Source organism: Bacillus sp. JK62 (genome assembly GCF_053663455.1).
Genome location: NZ_JBSJQA010000002.1, coordinates 676,927 through 693,428, shown reverse-complemented (window position 1 = coordinate 693,428; position 16,502 = coordinate 676,927). Strand labels below are relative to the sequence as shown.

The following is a 16,502-nucleotide window of genomic DNA, read 5'->3' as shown; positions in this document are numbered from 1 at the left end:
TCGATCAAATCTCTCGAAAAGTGGAAAGGTTCTTTGCGCCCCAATAAAAAAACCGCTTTTGTTAAAAAGCGGGAGCTTACTAAGGATTGGCAAAGAAACGTTTGATATAAGCATCAAAACGTCTGCTGAACCTCCATCTTCTCCCATCCAGACTATACTGTCGGCTCCGGAATCTCACCGGATCCTGCCGCCGAAGCAGCTCGCGGGCTTAGAGCGTGATGCTCATCACCGCCGGTAGGGAATTTCACCCTGCCCCGAAGATTGATCTTATGAATTTATTCACATTATATATGATCAAATTGTAATTGTATAGAGAACTGCTCAATTTTATATAAAATATTGATGAAGCCCATTTTAACTGAATTATCGGCTTCCTTTTCTCCTTTACTGCGTCAATACACATTGACACTCTATTAAGAATATGATAAATTATCAGATATTTAGTCAGCTAAACTAGGAGGAAATCTAACAATGTTTCGAGTTTTGGTCTCAGATAAGATGAGCAATGACGGCTTAAAGCCGCTGATGGAATCAGACTTTATAGAAATTGTTCAAAAAAACGTCGCGGATGCAGAAGATGAATTACATACCTTTGATGCCCTGTTAGTCCGCAGTGCCACAAAAGTAACCGAAGAATTGTTTAAAAAGATGACTTCTTTAAAAATCGTCGGCAGAGCCGGTGTCGGCGTAGACAACATCGACATTGATGAGGCCACAAAACATGGAGTTATCGTGATAAACGCGCCGAATGGAAACACCATTTCAACGGCAGAGCATACATTCGCGATGATTTCTTCATTAATGAGACACATCCCGCAAGCCAATATCTCAGTAAAATCAAGAGAATGGAACCGGACGGCTTTTGTCGGAGCGGAGCTCTACGGAAAGACTTTAGGCATTGTCGGTCTGGGCCGGATCGGAAGCGAGATTGCCCAGCGCGCCAGAGCGTTCGGTATGACGGTTCATGTATTCGATCCTTTCTTAACCGAAGAGAGAGCCGGCAAAATCGGCGTAAACAGCCGGACATTCGAAGAAGTGCTTGAAAGCGCGGATATCATTACCGTCCACACGCCTTTAACAAAGGAAACAAAGGGACTGCTTAACAAAGAAACCATTGCCAAAACGAAAAAAGGCGTCCGTCTTATCAACTGCGCAAGAGGCGGCATTATTGATGAAGCGGCGCTTTTGGAAGCGCTGGAAAGCGGCCATGTCGCAGGCGCTGCCCTTGACGTGTTTGAAGTGGAACCGCCAGTTGAATCAAAGCTTCCCGACCATCCGCTGGTGATCGCCACACCTCACTTAGGCGCTTCAACGAAAGAAGCACAGCTGAATGTCGCGGCACAGGTTTCTGAAGAAGTGCTGCAGTTTGCAAAAGGTCTGCCTGTCATGTCAGCGATCAACCTGCCTGCGATGACGAAAGATGAATTCAAAAAAATCCAGCCTTATCACCAAATTGCCGATAAAATCGGAAGTCTCGTGTCACAATGTATGAAGGAACCCGTCAAAGATGTTGCGATTCAATATGAAGGCACCATCGCCAAACTTGAAACATCATTTATTACAAAAAGCCTGCTGTCCGGTTTCTTAAAACCGCGTGTAGACTCAACGGTCAATGAAGTGAACGCCGGCGGTGTAGCAAAAGAACGCGGTATCAGCTTCAGCGAGAAGATTTCCTCCAATGAATCAGGATATGATAACTGCATCAGCGTAAAAGTAACCGGAGACCGGAGCACATTTACGTTAACGGCTACGTATATCCCTCACTTCGGTGAACGAATCGTTGAACTGAACGGCTTTAATATTGACTTAAATCCTGCCGGCCACCTCGTTTATATCCAGCACCAGGATACGACTGGTGTAATCGGACGCGTCGGACGCATCCTCGGCGATAACGATATCAATATCGCTACCATGCAGGTAGGCCGTAAAGAAAAAGGCGGAGAAGCCATTATGATGCTTTCTTTTGATAAACATTTAGATGATAAAGTCGTCAATGAGCTGACTTCAGTTCAGGATATTGTTTCCGTTAAACTGATTGACCTTCCGTAACCAACAGAAAACCCAAAACATATGAATGTTTTGGGTTTTTTTACGTTTAATGGGTCGGAAGCGGATTAGGCGCGGCAGGCACAGCAATCGATTTTGTCACATCATAATTACCGATTTTCTTTGCGTGTGCATGTGTGAACAGCACCTCAGAATAACCAAATTCCTTCGCGGTTAACAAAAGCCCTTCGATCATTAAAATGCCTTCCAGCGAATCTTCAACTTTATGTTTTTCGGACAATTGGATTCGCAGCTGCTCGCCGTCTTCCCTTTCCGATACCGATGCAATCGCATCTGCTTCTATAATGCTCGCGGTCTTTGAGCCTCCGTCTGTTGTCTTCATCCCGTCAATAGCCTGATATACTGAATAATAGGTTTGTTCAGACGGGATGAGATACTCTTGTCCCAGACTGTCGCTGTAAGAAAAATACGCCCGGTTTGTCTGTTTATGTACGGACATCTCAGCGGAAATGCCGTAAGATTTATAAAAATCCTGTCCGGCTCCGTTTTGAACCTTTTTCAATTTAATCCGCTCGTAAGGACTCCATGTCAAAGTCTCTTTCAGCATCTTTTTCAATAAGTCAGCATCGGCAGCTGATTCGATAGAAAGACGTCCGTTTACCTGCACAAGCAAATCCTTCTTATCCGCAGTTACCTGCACACCGTCCAAAAGGTTCGGCACAGAAAGGAAAGATTCGGGCACTTCTAAGTTTTCTGCATCAGATAATGCCTCTGAAACCGATTCGTCAGGCTTCTTTTTTTCAAAACTGACCGGAATGACGGCGGATGTATCTGAATCGGCAAACGCCAAAGTAATGTAATTGTTTTTGTTTTCGTTAGAAACGACAAACGTCTTCTGATCCGGCTTGACAGCAGCTGACTGACTGGCTTTTTCAGCTTGACCGCTGTCAGCTGTAAGATCACCGGCAGATTTGTTTGTCATCAGGTGAGGAGAAATAATCAGAGCGATGCACAATGCGCAGATGCCGGCTGCGGCGGGGCCGATCCAGCTTCGGGCCGGTTTTTTCCTGTACGGTTTACCCGTTTCAATATTCCGGTAAATGGCCTCGGGTGAACGATGATCTCTAACCGCCGGAAGTTGTCTTAACAACTCCTCTACTCTTTCTTCGTTCCAATATGACTTCATCATCCATTAGCTCCTCCCTCAAAAGCTCCATCTGTTTCCGAAGTATTTTGAGCCCTCTGTGTTGGGTCGTTTTGACTTTGCTTTCCGAGAAGCGGAGAGCGGCGGCTGTTTCCTGAATGGAATATCCCTGAATAAATCTCAAGATAATAACAGCTCTTTGATCAATGGTGCAATGATCAAGCGCGGTATAAATTTCCCGGACATTTTCATGCTGTACGGCGAGTTCGTCCGGAAGCAAATGCTGATCTCTGACATCTTGTGTATCCCAATCAAACGTACCCATAATACGCTGTCTGATCGTCTGCTGCTTGCGGAACCAGTCAATCGCCACATGGCGTGCGATGGACAACAGCCATGTTTTTTCACTGCTTCTTCCTTCAAATGTATGATAGGAATTCAAGACGCGGATATACACTTCCTGCGTCAAATCTTCAGCCTGCGACTTATCTTTTACCATATAAAATAAAAATTGATATAAATCTTGATGGTATGCATCGTATAATATCTGAAAGGTTTCTTCCATGGGAAACCCCTCCGTTCACTTTTTTGTCGTAAAAATGCGTTGAAAAGTTACATTACAACTATATTACGAGAAACTGGAATTTGGAAGGGAATTTATATTAACATATTCTTAAATTTTTAAAGGAGAAATAAACAAAAAACACCCGCAGAACATGCGGGTGTTTCGTATGGAACAAGATTGTTCGTCAATTTCAGACGCCATCCTGCACTTTTGTCGGAATATAAAATGTAAACGTCGTTCCTTTGTCGATACTGCTGTGAACCGCAATTGAGCCGCCGTGGGCTTCCACGATATTTTTTACGATGGCGAGTCCGAGTCCGGTCCCCGCCCTGCCTCTTGTTCTTGCTTTGTCCGCTTTATAAAAACGTTCAAAAATAAAAGGCAGATCCTCTTCCGGTATTCCCGAGCCGGAATCTTTGATATCGATTTTCAGTCCGTCTTTTACGGTCTGAGCCGCGATATGAACGCTTCCGCCTGACTCCGTATGGCGCAGCGCATTATCTATAAGGTTGGTAAACACCTGTTCCATTTTGTCTTCGTCAAAGACACACTCCGGCTGAGACACCGAGATGTCCTCTGTGAGCGAAACGCCTTTTTCCTTCGCTACCCCGGAAAATTTGCGGGAGATCTTCTCCAGAAATTCATGCAGGTTTACCGTTTCATAGCGCAGACCTGTATGTCCGGATTCCATTCTGGCCAAATCCAGCAAATCATTGACGAGCCGGCCCATGCGAAGAGATTCATCATAAATGATCTGCGCGATTTCTTTTTTCTCCTCTTCGGTGCTTGCAATGTCGTCCACTATTGCTTCACTGTATCCCTGCAGCATAGAAATCGGGGTTCTGAGCTCATGACTGACATTGGCAATGAAGTCTTCACGCAATTTATCCAGCCTGCGCTCTTCGGTCATATCACGGAGCACGGCCACGGCGCCGCGGACGTGTGATTCCGCATAAAGAGGCGACATCAATAAAACCCATGACCTTCCTTGAAGCGTCATTTCAATCATTTGCTCTTTTTCCGTGTTCACTGCATTTTGAAACAGCTCTTTTGCTTCAGGGGGAAGGTTGTCTCCTTCTTTAATGTTCATGTTCTGCTCATAATACCATGCCTGCAGAAAACGTTCGGCCGGCGGGTTGGTCACCAAAATGGTGCCGTCGATATTAATGGTGATGACCCCGTCTGCCATACTGCTTAAAATATTGGACAGCTGTTCTTTTTCCTGGTTCAGCGCGTTAATATGGAAATTGAGCTGCCGTCCCATCTGATTAAAGGCAATGGCCAGTTCCCCGATTTCATCTTGGGTCAGAATCGGAATTTTTGTATCAAACTTTCCTTTCGCCAAGTCTTGGGCGCCTTCCCGCATTTTCCGAAGGGGATATGTCACCCTGCTGGATAAAAAGAACGCGAAAAACGTTGTCAAGACGATGGCAATGCCCGCCGCAAGAAAAATATAGCGTGTCGTATGTTTCGTCGTATCTTTGACGGCAAGCAGCGATTGTGATAAAAAGACCATGCCTTTTTTGCCGTCTTTTTCATAGGGCACTCCGACGATCAGCCGTTCGTTATCCGAACCGGCATTTTTGGGGACCGCGCGTTTGCTTACTTTATTGCGGTCTGTCAGCGCCTTGTGCAGATCCCGGTCATGTTTAATCTGCTCTAATGTAATAGAGGATAAATGATTATCGTCATTGGGCGAATACCAGACATGCTTATCATCCTGAATGATCGCGATGCTCGTTAAATTGTCCGCCAGTTCCCACGTGATGGATCTGGCAAGCGGCTGGTCTTCATGATTTTCTATTATGACCGCGATTTTATCGGCAAGCTGCGTTAAATCTTTTTCCGCTTCTTCAACGTGGTAATTTTCTATAAATTCCAGAAGCAGCACCGTTAAAATAAATAAAACAATTAACACGAGTGAAAGAATGGTAAACCAAAGCTTTCCTACTACGCTTTTCCAAAACTTCATTCAGCGCCTACCTCAAATTTGTATCCGACTCCCCAGACGGTGACGATTTTTTTTGCCGCTCCCGGGGACACTTTGTTTAATTTTTCACGGAGCCGTTTGACATGAGTGTCCACTGTTCTGAGGTCTCCGAAAAATTCATACTGCCACACTTCTTTTAAAAGCTTTTCCCTGTCGTACACTTTGTCCGGTGTTTTCGCCAGGAAGTACAGCAGTTCATATTCCTTCGGCGTCAGGCTCACCTCCGTGCCGTCCGCAGTCACCCTGTGAGCATCGTGATCAATGGATAGATGCGAGAAGACGAGCACATTTTTTGTCGGGGTATTGGCTGTCAGATAAGATGTTTGGGAAGCCCTTCTTAAAAGCGCCTTTACCCGAAGCACCACTTCTCTCGGGCTGAAAGGCTTGACGATATAATCGTCCGTACCCGCTTCAAATCCCTGGACGCGGTTGGCTTCTTCCCCTTTTGCCGTCAGCATGATAATCGGGGTCGCTTTTTTTTCTCTGAGCTGCCGGCATACTTCTATTCCGTCCGTTCCCGGCATCATTAAATCCAAGAGCACCAGATCATAATCTGATGCCAGCCCCATTTTAATGGCCTCGTCTCCGTTTTCCGCTTCTTCAATCACATAGTTTTCCCGTTCAAGGTACATTCTTAAAAGGCGTCGAATTCTGGCTTCATCATCTACTACTAATATTTTAGTTTCATTTGTTTGATCCATCGTTTTCCCCCTGCTTTCCTTCTGTTACTTTCATTTTAACAAACTGTGCGGCAGCTTGAGAACTGTATCGGCTTTTTGCATCTATGCGTACGAATGAAGTCCGGCAAGCACAAGATTCACAAAAATTAAGTTAAACATAATAATGGCGAAGCCGATGACGGCAAGCCACGCGGACTTTTCGCCATGCCAGCCTCTTGACAGCCGCAAGTGCAAATACGCTGCGTAAAATAAAAAGGTGATCAGCGCCCATACTTCCTTCGGGTCCCAGCCCCAAAAACGCGTCCATGCAAGCTGCGCCCAAATCATCGCAAACACAAGTGCGCCGAGTGTGAATACCGGAAAACCGATGGAAACAGCGCGGTAGCCGACTTCATCGACCAAGTCCAGATTCACATTTTTGACGAGCGGGCTTATAAGAGCGCTGATTCTCTTTCTGAATATCAGCCTGAGCGCCCCGTATAAAACGAGACCTGCGCCAAACGACCAGATCACCGTATTGACCTTTCTGCCCGAAAAAATGGCCGGAAGCTCAATAAGCGGCTTCATTGCGCCTTCCGTAAGCAGTTCTCCGTCATGCGGACCGACAAGCGCAGGCATATCATATATCATCACGCTTTTAGCCTCTTTTTTATCCACCCAATTAAATTCTGCTTTGTAATCCGCCAGCCGGAATGCCGACGTGACGGCGATAAATGCCACGGTCGTCACGAGTATAAACATGATGACTTCAAGCCAAAACGTTTTTTTGCCCGGTCTGGATTGGTCGACATGCTTTAACAGGAAAATGACGCCGGCTACAAAACTGATCGCAAGAATCGCCTGCCCGAGCGCAGCCGTCGTGACGTGAATGTACAGCCAATTGCTCTGCAGTGACGGAATAAGCGGCGTGATGTCTGTCGGAAACATGCTTGCATATGCGATAAGCAAAAGCGCGATAGACAATGTGAACATGCCTAATGAAGGCAGTCTGTAAATAAAGTAAATAATAATAAAAGCGAGAACAAGCATCATGCCGAATGACGTCGTAAATTCAAACATATTGCTGACAGGCGCATGTCCGCTTGCCGACCATCTCGCAATAAAGTAGCCGAGATGACAAAGAAATCCGAAAATGGTTAACGTGATTCCGATAGCCGACCAGCGGCCCTTACCGTCCTTCGCACCTTTTGTTCCCCGGATGGCGCCGCCGAAAACCGGGACGGCAATTAAATAAATCAAAAAGGCAGCATAAAGAAAATTTGCGCTCAGCTCCGCCATGACACCACTCCTTTTTCACTAGGCCTGATTTTTGGCCAATTCTTTTTGATCGGCCGGCTCTTGAATCCCGGTCCCGCTAAGAACAAATTCGATATCCTTTTTCAGACCGAACCAGTTTTTGTTCGTATGTCCCGCCACAAGCACTTCATGATCACCTGTTTTGATCCAGATCCTTCTGTGCTGCCAGTACATCCCTTGAATGACGCCGATCATAAAGATCGCGCCGCCGACGGCAAGCACCCATAAGGTTAAGTCTTTTCTGACAGTGAGTCCTGTAATGTTTTTCGTTTCCACATGGTCGAATTTTAATTTGTACTTGTTACTTTCGGAACCTTCAACAGTCTGCTGAATCGCAACAAAACTTTTCTCCCCTTTTGGCTTGTCGGGAGCCGTGATTTTAAAGACAAAAGCCGGATTGTTAGGAACCTTCGTTTTCGTGCTCGGTTCTCCGTCCTTGTTAAAATAAAAATCAGGAAGATAACTGGCGATCTGCACTTTGTAACCGTTACCAAGATCGTAGTCCGTGTCGGGATCAAGAAGATTGATCTTCAGTTTGCCGAATGACTGTTTTGTTTTTTGGTCGATCAGCTGAAATACCATCTGATCGAGCTGGTTTTCTTTATAGTCCACCTGATACACAGAATAGGAGTCAAAGCGCAGCGGTTCATTGACGCGGATATTGTTTTCTTTGACTCTTTTAAGCTTCGGCTTTTCACCGAATACAATGTCGCCTTCCCTCTTGTACAAAACCGCGTCCGTTGTGAAAGATTTGGCGACTTTGCCGTTTCCGGCTCTGTCAATGGCGTCGGCGAATACTTTTTTCTCAGTGTCTTTGTTATATGTCTGCATCGTGAACCGGTTGTTTTTTAAGTAATATTTGCCGTCAGTACCGGGGATCTGGGCGGTTTCGCCTTCACGGACCCAGAGCGTTTCATCGACATACATACCGGGTACAAATCTCAGCATGGCTCCGATCAGAAAAATGATCAGGCCGATATGATTAACGTAGGGCCCCCACCTTGAAAAACGGCCTTTTTCCGCCAGGATGCTTCCCTCTTGTTCTCGCACTCTATAATGCTTTTTTTTCAATCGTGTTCTGAGGCTATCAGCCGCATCCCCGCTCAGCTCGGTTTCTGTCCGGCTGTATAGACGCTGCCTCTTCAAAAAGACCGGATTCCGCCGTACTCCTTGATTTTTCAGCGCCCTGTACAAAGGAATCACCCGATCCAGGCTGCAGATGACCAGTGATATGCCAATGGATGCGATCAGGAGCATATACCACCATGAGCCGTACAGGTGATGAAACCCCAGCAAATAATACAGTTGGCCGATTATGCCGTACTGCTGTTCATAATATGTATCCGGCTGGGCGCCCGGCGGCAGATAAGCTTCCTGCGGAAAAACCGTGCCGAAAGCAGACGCCGCCAGAGTAATGACGATCAGCCATATTCCGACTTTTACGGAAGAAAAGAAGTTCCATACCTTATCTACGATTGTTTTGTTATATGTTTGCGAACGCCTTGCGCTGCCGTCGTACCGCATATCGGCAAGCGGTGATTTTTGTTCATCAAGCGGCTTCCCGCATGACTCGCACAAAACCGTCCCGGCTGGATTCACGTGCCCGCATTCACATTTGACCTTTTTCATGAAGACGCCTCCGGCTTAATTAAATTCATATAGTCATGAACCATGCGTTCTGTCATCGTGCCGGTCACCACTTTCACGACTTTTCCGTCGGGATTGATCAAAAATGTCGTCGGAATAGGTGATACGCCGTACGCGTCCAGCACTTGCCGGTCAGTATCAAGCGCAACCGGGAAATTGACGCCGTATGTTTTCATAAAATTATGTACTGCAATTTTTGATTCGCCGACATTTACCGCAACCACCTCGACACCGAGGTCTTTAAAATGCTTGTATTGATTCTCCATGTAGGGAAATTCCTGCTTGCACGGCTCACACCACGTTCCCCAGAAATTCAGAAAAACACCTTTCCCTTTTAACTGACTCAGTTCTATGAGTCTGCCCTCTGTATCTTTCAGCGCGAAATTCGGGGCTTTGGACCCCTCAGATATACGCTCTCCGTTTGTGTAAACGGCATTATAGATGGTATATCCGAGCGCGCAGAGTAAGATGAGAAGGATGCCGGTCCGAATGAATAAACGCCGCCGTTTTTTGTTCATTGTACACTGCTCCCCTCCCCTGTCTGCAAATCCATTCAATTATATCATCTACACGTTTTGTAATTTTTGAAGGTTATGTGAAAATTAGAAAGCGTTTTTACCGTGTTCAGCTAAAGCCCGCAGCCTTTTCACCTCATGCGGTGTCAATTCTCTTGCGTCTCCTGTGCGCAGACCTCTTAAATCTAAAAATGCGTATTCTTCACGTTTGAGTTTCAGCACGTCATGACCGATCGCCTCAAACATGCGGCGGACCTGTCTGTTTCGGCCTTCATGAATCGTCAGCTGAATAATGCTCGTCTGCTTTCTTTTGTCCAGGGAAAGCATTTTCGCTCTGGCCGGCGCTGTCTTGCCTTCTTCAAGCTGAATGCCGCGCTCAAGCTTTCTCAGAAGTTCCTTGGAAGGAATTCCCTTCACTTTGGCGACGTACGTCTTATCAATTTCGTATTTCGGATGCATGAGTTTGTTGGCAAACTCGCCGTCATTTGTCAGCAATAAAAGTCCGCTCGTATCATAATCAAGCCTGCCGATCGGATAAATGCGCTGCGGCACTTCTTTGAAAAAGTCGGTCACCACTTTCCGCCCTTTGTCGTCATCAGCTGCTGAGATCACTCCTCTCGGTTTATAAAGCAGAAAGTACACGGGTTCTTCCCGCTCCACCTTTAATCCGTTTACTTCAATCTGATCAGAACCGGTCACTTTTACGCCGAGCTCTGTTATTACTTTTCCATTCACCTTTACTTTTCCTTCTTTTATCAGCTCTTCTGCCTTTCTGCGTGATGCCACGCCGGCATGAGCAATAACTTTTTGCAGTCTTTCCATGTCGTTCACCTCAAGTATAATCTTACTTTTTTCCCCTTGAACAAACAAGCTTTTTCAAGGGGAGTTATTCTGATATATAAAAAGCGCCTGATTTCAGGCGCTTCCAAATAATAACGTAACTATGATGATTGATGCAACCACCCCGATCAGATCAGCAAGAAGACCAACCTTTAAAGCATCCCCCATTTTTTTGATGCCGACCGCCCCGAAATACACCGTCAGGACATACAGCGTCGTGTCAGTCGATCCCTGCATGACCGAGGCCAGTCTGCCGATAAATGAATCAGGCCCGTACACGGCGATCAGATCTGTCGTCATGCCGAGCGCCGCCGTCCCCGAAATCGGGCGGATCAGAGCAAGCGGCACGACTTCTGCGGGAATGCCGAGCGCTGTAAAGAAAGGCTTGCACAGCCCCATGACAAAATCCAGCGCGCCTGAGGCCCGGAATACGGTAATCGCCACCAGCATCCCGACCAAATACGGAATGATGGAAAACGCAATCTCAATTCCTTCTTTTCCGCCTTCAACGAATGATTCATACGTCGGCACTTTTTTGATCGTGCCGTATATCAATATACCGGCGATAATAATCGGAATCATGGCTAAAGACAGCCAATTCACCATTTCCATTCGCTTACCTCCCTTTTCTTTTGCGGCGGTACCAGAAGTAGCGGTCAATGAAAATCGCGCCGATTCCCGAAATTAAAGTCGCTAAGATGGTCGGCCCGACGATATCGGTCGGTGATTTCGCCGAATAAGCCATGCGCACGGCAATGACGGTTGTCGGTATCAATGTAATACTCGAAGTATTTACCGCCAAAAAGGTAATCATGGAACGGCTGGCCTCAGACTTACCTCCATTCAGCTTTTTCATCTGCTCCATGGCTTTAATGCCGAGCGGTGTCGCCGCATTTCCCAGTCCGAAAAAGTTTGCCATGAGATTTGATAAGATGTATCCCATCGCCGGATGATCAGGGGGAATATCGGGAAACAGCTTAGAGATAAACGGGCGGCACATTCTGCTGAATATATCCAAAAGGCCGGACTGCTCGGCTATTTTCATCAGGCCGAGCCAGAAGACGAGGACGCTCATTAATCCGAACGAGATCGTAACCGCTTCTTTCGCTCCTTTAAAAACGGCTTCATTCACATCCTGCAAGGTACCGTTAAACATCGCAAAGACAAGTCCGATTAAAGTCAGACATACCCAGATTAAATTGACCATGACGAACCGCCCGCCGCGCTCATAAACAGGCTCGTAAACGTCTCAATGAAATGCTTTTTCGGTTTTTTATGGCGCTCGTTTTCATAATAGACGGGAATCTTGGCGATCACTTTCCCATCATGCATAACAGTCATCCGGCCGACGACATCAGGAATGAGAGAGGCGTCCTTTTTCCAAGCTTTTTTCGGTTTTATTAAGGTTGTGCGGATTTTTACATCGTCGATTTCATCCTCTTTTAATAAATATTTGACATCCCGGGCAATAAAAGCGTGTTTTCCGTAAAACGTCTTTTTCAGCTTCGGGATGCCGCCTTTTTTAGCGACGACATAGGTTTTATAGTGCTCAAAGACATAATTAAACATATTCATATGGTCATCCCAGTCATCCGGATCATTTATGGTGACCGCGATGAGATCCGTTCCGTCTTTTGAAGCCGTCGAAACGAGCGTCCGTTTCGCGATTTTTGTGTAACCCGTTTTTCCGCCTGTGCTGTAACGGTAGAGCCCAGTCAGAAGCTTGTTTTTATTTTTCCATACCCGGTCCATCGTTTCCGCCTTATACACTTTTGTGCCTGAAACGGTCCGGTATTCCTTGATTTTCATCGCGTATTTAGTCAAAAGCGCCATGTCATACGCCGTAGAATATAAATTTTCATGGTCGTCCAGCCCGTGCGGATTTTGAAATTTTGTATTTTCCATCCCGATTTGCTCGGCTTTTTTGTTCATCATAAATACAAAACCGTCAAGGCTTCCGCCGACATATTCAGCTATTGCCGCAGCGGCGTCATTTCCTGATCTCAGCATAAGCCCGTATACAAGATCTTTCAGCTTTACTTTTTGTCCCGGCTGAAGATAAATGGCTGAGCCTTCCGTTTTTACGGCATTCGGGGAAACCGTCACGGTCTCTTCCATCTTCCCTGATTCAATCGCCAGCACCGCCGTCATGATTTTCGTAATGCTTGCAATCCGCCGCTTATGATGTTCATCCTTGGCGAATAACACCCTGCCAGATGCTCCGTCGATAATAATCGCGCTTTTTGCGCTGACATGTATTTGGGCATGTGCCGTATTGCCGTCTGTAATGGAAAAAAGAATAACAAAAGTCAAAAGAAATACGGCAGCTTTTTTGAGAAAGCGCATGAATGCTCACGTCCTTGTTGTGGGTTTGTACAAGTTTATGCGCCTGTCCATGACTTATGAATACCAATTGCATCACTTTCACATAAAAAAACTCTCCCAAAAGGAAGAGTTTTTATCTGACTGATGCCATATTTGAGCCTGATGCTTCATATTGCGCCAATTCTTCCCGCATGCGCAGAAATTCACTGCTGAGCGAAAGCAGAAGGCTCCGCAGCGAGTCCGGCACTTGCTGGTAGAATTCAATCGCGCTTTGGCCTGTATAAGCGGCGCGGCTGTTTTCGTACCATGTATCCTTTTTCGGCATGAAAAACTCTTCCACGCACTGATGATACACTTTATACAGCGTTTTTTCCGCTCTCACCTCATGAAACGGCTCCTGCATTAAGAGCCGCCGGCAGGCTTCCTGGGCGCCTTCGCAAAAGACGGTCATCCTCCTCAGCACACTGAGCACGTCGCGGCAGTATGCCTCATCCGCATCTCCTTGAGCCCGCATCTCCGGCAATGTTGTATGATTTAAATAGCTGCTGACCATCGTGACAACCTCGGCTAAAAATTCACCAGTTTCTTCAGTATGGGCCCTCACAATCGAATTTCCCATTTCCGTCCGTTTCCTTCCTCTCTTGTACGTCGTCATTTGCGTCATTCATCAATGGCCTTTCCCTACTATCGTATGATGAAAAACGGTTATTATTTAATATCCTCAAAAGTTTGGTTGAAGTTTTCAAAGAATAAATCGGCTTCCTCCTGGAGAACGTCTTCCTCCGCATTTTCAGGAAGCGGCGGGAGCTCCTCCAATGTTTTTAAGCCGAATTGTTCAAGAAATACCGGTGTCGTGCCGTATAAAATCGCCCGGCCGGGACCGTCGGCGCGGCCCACCTCACACAGCAGCGCTTTTGACACGAGGCTGTGCAGAATCCGCTCAGACTTCACGCCCCGGATATCTTCAATTTCCGCCCGTGTGATCGGCTGCTTGTACGAAACGATCGCCAGCACTTCCAAAGAAGCCTGTGACAGCCCTTTTGACGGCACTTCGATTAGTTTTTTCAAATAAGGCACGAATTCTTTTTTCGTTCCAAGCATATACGTATCCGCATATTCGGTAAGCTCGATGCCTCTGTCGTCTTCCTTGTACTGAGCGGCCACTTCTTCCATGATTCCGGCCAGTTCCGCTTCTTCTATTTCAAGCACCGTCACCAATTGCTTTTTGGTCAGCCCTTCATCACCCGCCGCATACAGCAGGGCTTCCACAATCGCTTTCCAATTCACGATATCAAGCGCCATGAATGGATTCACTCCCCGTAATGTATATATCTGAAAAGTTTTCTTCCTGTTCAATGATAATCTGCTGATTTTTCATCAGTTCCAGGACTGCTAAAAACGTCACGACGAGATGGTCCTTTTGCCGAGAAGGAAAAAGCTCCGTGAAGTTTATTCTTCTCCCCGCCGTTTTTAAGCTTTTAACGATTTCGTTCATTCTGTCTTCAATCGGTATTTCCTGTCTTGTAATGGTCGTTTCTTTCGGCCGCGTGATTTTTTTACGCTGAAGCACCTTTTGAAACGCGCCGATCATGTCATAAACGGTCACCGACAGTTTCTGCTCGGTCTGTTTGATTTCTTTTGCATACTCACTTAAATCACTCGGCGGCTTTGTAAATGACTTTTGTCTTTCTTCTTCCCGCTCTTTTAAATCCTTCGCAGCGGTTTTATACTTTCTATACTCAATCAGCTTTTCAATCAGCTCGTCCCGAGGGTCTTCTTCTTCAAGCATTTCGTCTTCAAACAGCTCTTCCTCTTGTTTCGGAAGCAGCATTCTGCTTTTAATGCTGAGAAGCGTCGCCGCCATGACCAGATATTCACTGGCGACATCAAGTTCAAGCTCTTGCATTGTATGTACATATAATAAATATTGTTCAGTAATGGTTGCCACGGGTATGTCATATATGTCGATTTCAAGACGGTTAATCAGATGAAGCAGCAGGTCCAGTGGGCCTTCAAACGTATCAATTTTCACTTGATATTCTACCATTATCTCACCATTTTCAGTATCACTCTCATTGCCGGAAAAACTGGCTACCCTTTAGTATAATCCACCGAAATGCTCTCGTCCAATACTTTTATACACGTCCTCCGTTATTTAGAAAATACTGAAAAAGAAGATATACGCCTATACCTTTAAAGGCGGATGCACATATGATAGCCGTGTAAACTTGAAACAAAGGGAGGCTGATTTCACATGAGCGGAGCTTGTTTCGGCGGAGGTTTTGCATTAATTGTCGTTCTGTTTATTTTGCTCGTTGTCGTAGGAGCATCTTACATCTGCTAGTTCCTCAGGCTTCAGACACCAAGCCGCTCTTTTTCCTTTTCATAGCGCTGTGGTACACTGGTTTTAGCATAAAAGGAGGAAGCGGCTTGTATCCTAAAGCTTATATCGGCTTTTTGGCCGAATTTCACGCATCAAGAGATTATTTTGAGTGTCATGAACTGTTAGAGGAACATTGGAAAGAAAGCCCGGCTGAAAAGCGGAGCATTCATTGGGTCGGCCTGATTCAGCTTGCCGTCGCTCTGTATCACCAGCGCAGGGGAAATGAAGCCGGGGCGAAACGGCTGATTGCCAACAGCTTACGTATTCTGCGGTCTGAAAAGCAGGCGGTCTGTTCTCTCGGGCTCAGCCATCCGAAGCTGATTGAGCTGATAGAAACGCTGTCAGACGATATAGAAGCGGGCCTGCCTTACAGAAGTGTTATGCTTCCGATTACAGATGAAGCCCTGAAAGAAGCATGTCTTGCCGAATGCCGCCAAAAGGGTTATACATGGGGGCAAGACGGCGTATCAGATACCTTTCTTATTCATAAACACCGCCTGCGGGACAGGACGGATGTCATTAAGGAACGCGAACGGGAAATGGAGAGAAGAAAAAAAAGCAGAGGCTGACGGTCAGCCCTGCTTTTTCTATATCAAAACAGCTCCCGAAACCGTGAAGATTCCGGGAGCATTTGTCAGTTATTATATGAGATATCCTGATCTTTTTGATGTTGACAGCGTTCAAAAAAGCTTTGCGTTAATTCATTCGGAACGAGTGCCTCCGTTTTGAACAGACGTTTTAAGGCGTCCATCATTTGCTTTCCGATTCCTTGATGGCGGTGAGAAGGATTCACGCTGATATGCCGGATTTCAACCTCTGAGTCCTTTTTTTCGACTCCGATCGCTCCGACGATATCTTCATCCTCTTTCCAAAGAAAGAGCTGGCGGCCAGTATCCGTTTCATAGTCCTTTATTGTCTGCTGAAGCTGCTTGAGATCTTTTTCATTCGGCATAAATGACAGAAGACCCATCGCAATCTTTTCAAACGATTTTTTATAACGAATTAACATAAAAACCCCTCTATATCCAAAATGTCCATTCATGTCCTATCAAACGGATACATAAAGGCGATCCGTTTTCTCACATTATATCATTTTCGCCGCGGTTTTAA

The 16,502-nt window shown here is 46.1% G+C and carries 18 protein-coding genes and 1 riboswitch; of the genes, 3 read left to right on the top strand and 15 right to left on the bottom strand.

Going from position 1 to position 16,502, the window contains the following annotated elements; all coding sequences use genetic code 11:
• Nucleotides 1-131: 131 nt before the first annotated feature.
• A riboswitch (FMN riboswitch) is annotated at nucleotides 132-266 on the bottom strand.
• A gap of 205 nt (nucleotides 267-471) precedes the next feature.
• Nucleotides 472-2,049 carry a phosphoglycerate dehydrogenase gene (serA, locus tag ACWJJ4_RS08565; protein WP_077722535.1) on the top strand — a complete coding sequence of 526 codons (1,578 nt, stop codon included), beginning with the start codon at nucleotides 472-474 and terminating at the stop codon, nucleotides 2,047-2,049.
• 46 nt (nucleotides 2,050-2,095) lie between these two features.
• Here the strand turns inward: serA and ACWJJ4_RS08560 are convergent, their stop codons facing one another.
• From ACWJJ4_RS08560 to ACWJJ4_RS08495, 14 genes are all read right to left on the bottom strand, one after another.
• The gene (locus tag ACWJJ4_RS08560; protein ID WP_094247827.1) at nucleotides 2,096-3,157 is read right to left on the bottom strand and encodes a sugar dehydratase; all 1,062 of its coding nucleotides are present in this window, start codon (nucleotides 3,155-3,157) and stop codon (nucleotides 2,096-2,098) included.
• A complete protein-coding gene (sigX, locus tag ACWJJ4_RS08555; protein ID WP_003153399.1) occupies nucleotides 3,132-3,716 on the bottom strand; it encodes an RNA polymerase sigma factor SigX in 585 nt (194 codons plus the stop codon). Before sigX ends, ACWJJ4_RS08560 begins: the two co-directional genes overlap by 26 nt.
• 190 nt (nucleotides 3,717-3,906) lie before the next feature.
• Complete coding sequence (locus ACWJJ4_RS08550) at nucleotides 3,907-5,688, bottom strand: ATP-binding protein (protein WP_326998192.1); 1,782 nt, start codon at nucleotides 5,686-5,688, stop codon at nucleotides 3,907-3,909.
• Nucleotides 5,685-6,407, bottom strand: a complete 723-nt coding sequence (gene resD, locus ACWJJ4_RS08545; protein ID WP_003153397.1) for a DNA-binding response regulator ResD — start codon at nucleotides 6,405-6,407, stop codon at nucleotides 5,685-5,687. Before resD ends, ACWJJ4_RS08550 begins: the two co-directional genes overlap by 4 nt.
• A gap of 81 nt (nucleotides 6,408-6,488) precedes the next feature.
• A complete protein-coding gene (ccsB, locus tag ACWJJ4_RS08540) occupies nucleotides 6,489-7,664 on the bottom strand; it encodes a c-type cytochrome biogenesis protein CcsB (RefSeq protein ID WP_003153395.1) in 1,176 nt (391 codons plus the stop codon).
• Between the two features lie 18 nt (nucleotides 7,665-7,682).
• Entirely contained in the window at nucleotides 7,683-9,311 is a 1,629-nt protein-coding gene (gene resB, locus ACWJJ4_RS08535; RefSeq protein ID WP_326375223.1) for a cytochrome c biogenesis protein ResB, read from the bottom strand.
• Nucleotides 9,308-9,847: a thiol-disulfide oxidoreductase ResA gene (resA, locus tag ACWJJ4_RS08530; protein WP_003153391.1), complete on the bottom strand. Its 540-nt coding sequence runs from the start codon at nucleotides 9,845-9,847 to the stop codon at nucleotides 9,308-9,310. Before resA ends, resB begins: the two co-directional genes overlap by 4 nt.
• Nucleotides 9,848-9,931: 84 nt before the next feature.
• On the bottom strand, nucleotides 9,932-10,666 hold the full coding sequence (rluB, locus tag ACWJJ4_RS08525; RefSeq protein WP_015388055.1) for a 23S rRNA pseudouridine(2605) synthase RluB: 735 nt from the start codon (nucleotides 10,664-10,666) through the stop codon (nucleotides 9,932-9,934).
• A 93-nt stretch (nucleotides 10,667-10,759) separates the two neighbouring features.
• Nucleotides 10,760-11,296: a spore maturation protein SpmB gene (spmB, locus tag ACWJJ4_RS08520; protein WP_003153387.1), complete on the bottom strand. Its 537-nt coding sequence runs from the start codon at nucleotides 11,294-11,296 to the stop codon at nucleotides 10,760-10,762.
• A 4-nt stretch (nucleotides 11,297-11,300) separates the two neighbouring features.
• Nucleotides 11,301-11,891 (bottom strand): nucleoside recognition domain-containing protein, encoded by a 591-nt coding sequence (locus ACWJJ4_RS08515; RefSeq protein ID WP_102422745.1) that lies wholly within the window; start codon nucleotides 11,889-11,891, stop codon nucleotides 11,301-11,303.
• On the bottom strand, nucleotides 11,879-13,030 hold the full coding sequence (locus tag ACWJJ4_RS08510; protein WP_003153383.1) for a D-alanyl-D-alanine carboxypeptidase family protein: 1,152 nt from the start codon (nucleotides 13,028-13,030) through the stop codon (nucleotides 11,879-11,881). Before ACWJJ4_RS08510 ends, ACWJJ4_RS08515 begins: the two co-directional genes overlap by 13 nt.
• Before the next feature lie 112 nt (nucleotides 13,031-13,142).
• Nucleotides 13,143-13,628 (bottom strand): DUF3907 family protein, encoded by a 486-nt coding sequence (locus ACWJJ4_RS08505; protein WP_146284658.1) that lies wholly within the window; start codon nucleotides 13,626-13,628, stop codon nucleotides 13,143-13,145.
• Between the two features lie 89 nt (nucleotides 13,629-13,717).
• Nucleotides 13,718-14,311, bottom strand: coding sequence for an SMC-Scp complex subunit ScpB (gene scpB / locus ACWJJ4_RS08500; RefSeq protein WP_007409428.1), 594 nt, complete (start codon nucleotides 14,309-14,311; stop codon nucleotides 13,718-13,720).
• Complete coding sequence (locus tag ACWJJ4_RS08495; RefSeq protein WP_007409427.1) at nucleotides 14,301-15,056, bottom strand: segregation/condensation protein A; 756 nt, start codon at nucleotides 15,054-15,056, stop codon at nucleotides 14,301-14,303. Before ACWJJ4_RS08495 ends, scpB begins: the two co-directional genes overlap by 11 nt.
• A gap of 207 nt (nucleotides 15,057-15,263) precedes the next feature.
• Here ACWJJ4_RS08495 and ACWJJ4_RS08490 point away from each other — a divergent pair, with 207 nt between their 5' ends.
• Nucleotides 15,264-15,353: a YjcZ family sporulation protein gene (locus tag ACWJJ4_RS08490; RefSeq protein ID WP_003153376.1), complete on the top strand. Its 90-nt coding sequence runs from the start codon at nucleotides 15,264-15,266 to the stop codon at nucleotides 15,351-15,353.
• 86 nt (nucleotides 15,354-15,439) lie between these two features.
• Nucleotides 15,440-15,961, top strand: a complete 522-nt coding sequence (locus tag ACWJJ4_RS08485) for a DUF309 domain-containing protein (RefSeq protein ID WP_077722539.1) — start codon at nucleotides 15,440-15,442, stop codon at nucleotides 15,959-15,961.
• 65 nt (nucleotides 15,962-16,026) lie between these two features.
• Here ACWJJ4_RS08485 and ribT read toward each other — a convergent pair whose 3' ends face one another.
• Complete coding sequence (ribT, locus tag ACWJJ4_RS08480; protein WP_003153373.1) at nucleotides 16,027-16,401, bottom strand: GNAT family N-acetyltransferase RibT; 375 nt, start codon at nucleotides 16,399-16,401, stop codon at nucleotides 16,027-16,029.
• Nucleotides 16,402-16,502: the final 101 nt, after the last annotated feature.

Bases quoted from the DNA above. Each gene is read 5' to 3' on its own strand.
- serA (WP_077722535.1), top strand. From the start codon at position 472: ATGTTTCGAGTTTTGGTCTCAGATAAGATGAGCAATGACGGCTTAAAG.
- sigX (WP_003153399.1), bottom strand. From the start codon at position 3,716: ATGGAAGAAACCTTTCAGATATTATACGATGCATACCATCAAGATTTA.
- ACWJJ4_RS08550 (WP_326998192.1), bottom strand. From the start codon at position 5,688: ATGAAGTTTTGGAAAAGCGTAGTAGGAAAGCTTTGGTTTACCATTCTT.
- resD (WP_003153397.1), bottom strand. From the start codon at position 6,407: ATGGATCAAACAAATGAAACTAAAATATTAGTAGTAGATGATGAAGCC.
- ccsB (WP_003153395.1), bottom strand. From the start codon at position 7,664: ATGGCGGAGCTGAGCGCAAATTTTCTTTATGCTGCCTTTTTGATTTAT.
- resB (WP_326375223.1), bottom strand. From the start codon at position 9,311: ATGAAAAAGGTCAAATGTGAATGCGGGCACGTGAATCCAGCCGGGACG.
- resA (WP_003153391.1), bottom strand. From the start codon at position 9,847: ATGAACAAAAAACGGCGGCGTTTATTCATTCGGACCGGCATCCTTCTC.
- rluB (WP_015388055.1), bottom strand. From the start codon at position 10,666: ATGGAAAGACTGCAAAAAGTTATTGCTCATGCCGGCGTGGCATCACGC.
- spmB (WP_003153387.1), bottom strand. From the start codon at position 11,296: ATGGAAATGGTGAATTGGCTGTCTTTAGCCATGATTCCGATTATTATC.
- ACWJJ4_RS08515 (WP_102422745.1), bottom strand. From the start codon at position 11,891: ATGGTCAATTTAATCTGGGTATGTCTGACTTTAATCGGACTTGTCTTT.
- ACWJJ4_RS08510 (WP_003153383.1), bottom strand. From the start codon at position 13,030: ATGCGCTTTCTCAAAAAAGCTGCCGTATTTCTTTTGACTTTTGTTATT.
- ACWJJ4_RS08505 (WP_146284658.1), bottom strand. From the start codon at position 13,628: ATGGGAAATTCGATTGTGAGGGCCCATACTGAAGAAACTGGTGAATTT.
- scpB (WP_007409428.1), bottom strand. From the start codon at position 14,311: ATGGCGCTTGATATCGTGAATTGGAAAGCGATTGTGGAAGCCCTGCTG.
- ACWJJ4_RS08495 (WP_007409427.1), bottom strand. From the start codon at position 15,056: ATGGTAGAATATCAAGTGAAAATTGATACGTTTGAAGGCCCACTGGAC.
- ACWJJ4_RS08490 (WP_003153376.1), top strand. From the start codon at position 15,264: ATGAGCGGAGCTTGTTTCGGCGGAGGTTTTGCATTAATTGTCGTTCTG.
- ribT (WP_003153373.1), bottom strand. From the start codon at position 16,401: ATGTTAATTCGTTATAAAAAATCGTTTGAAAAGATTGCGATGGGTCTT.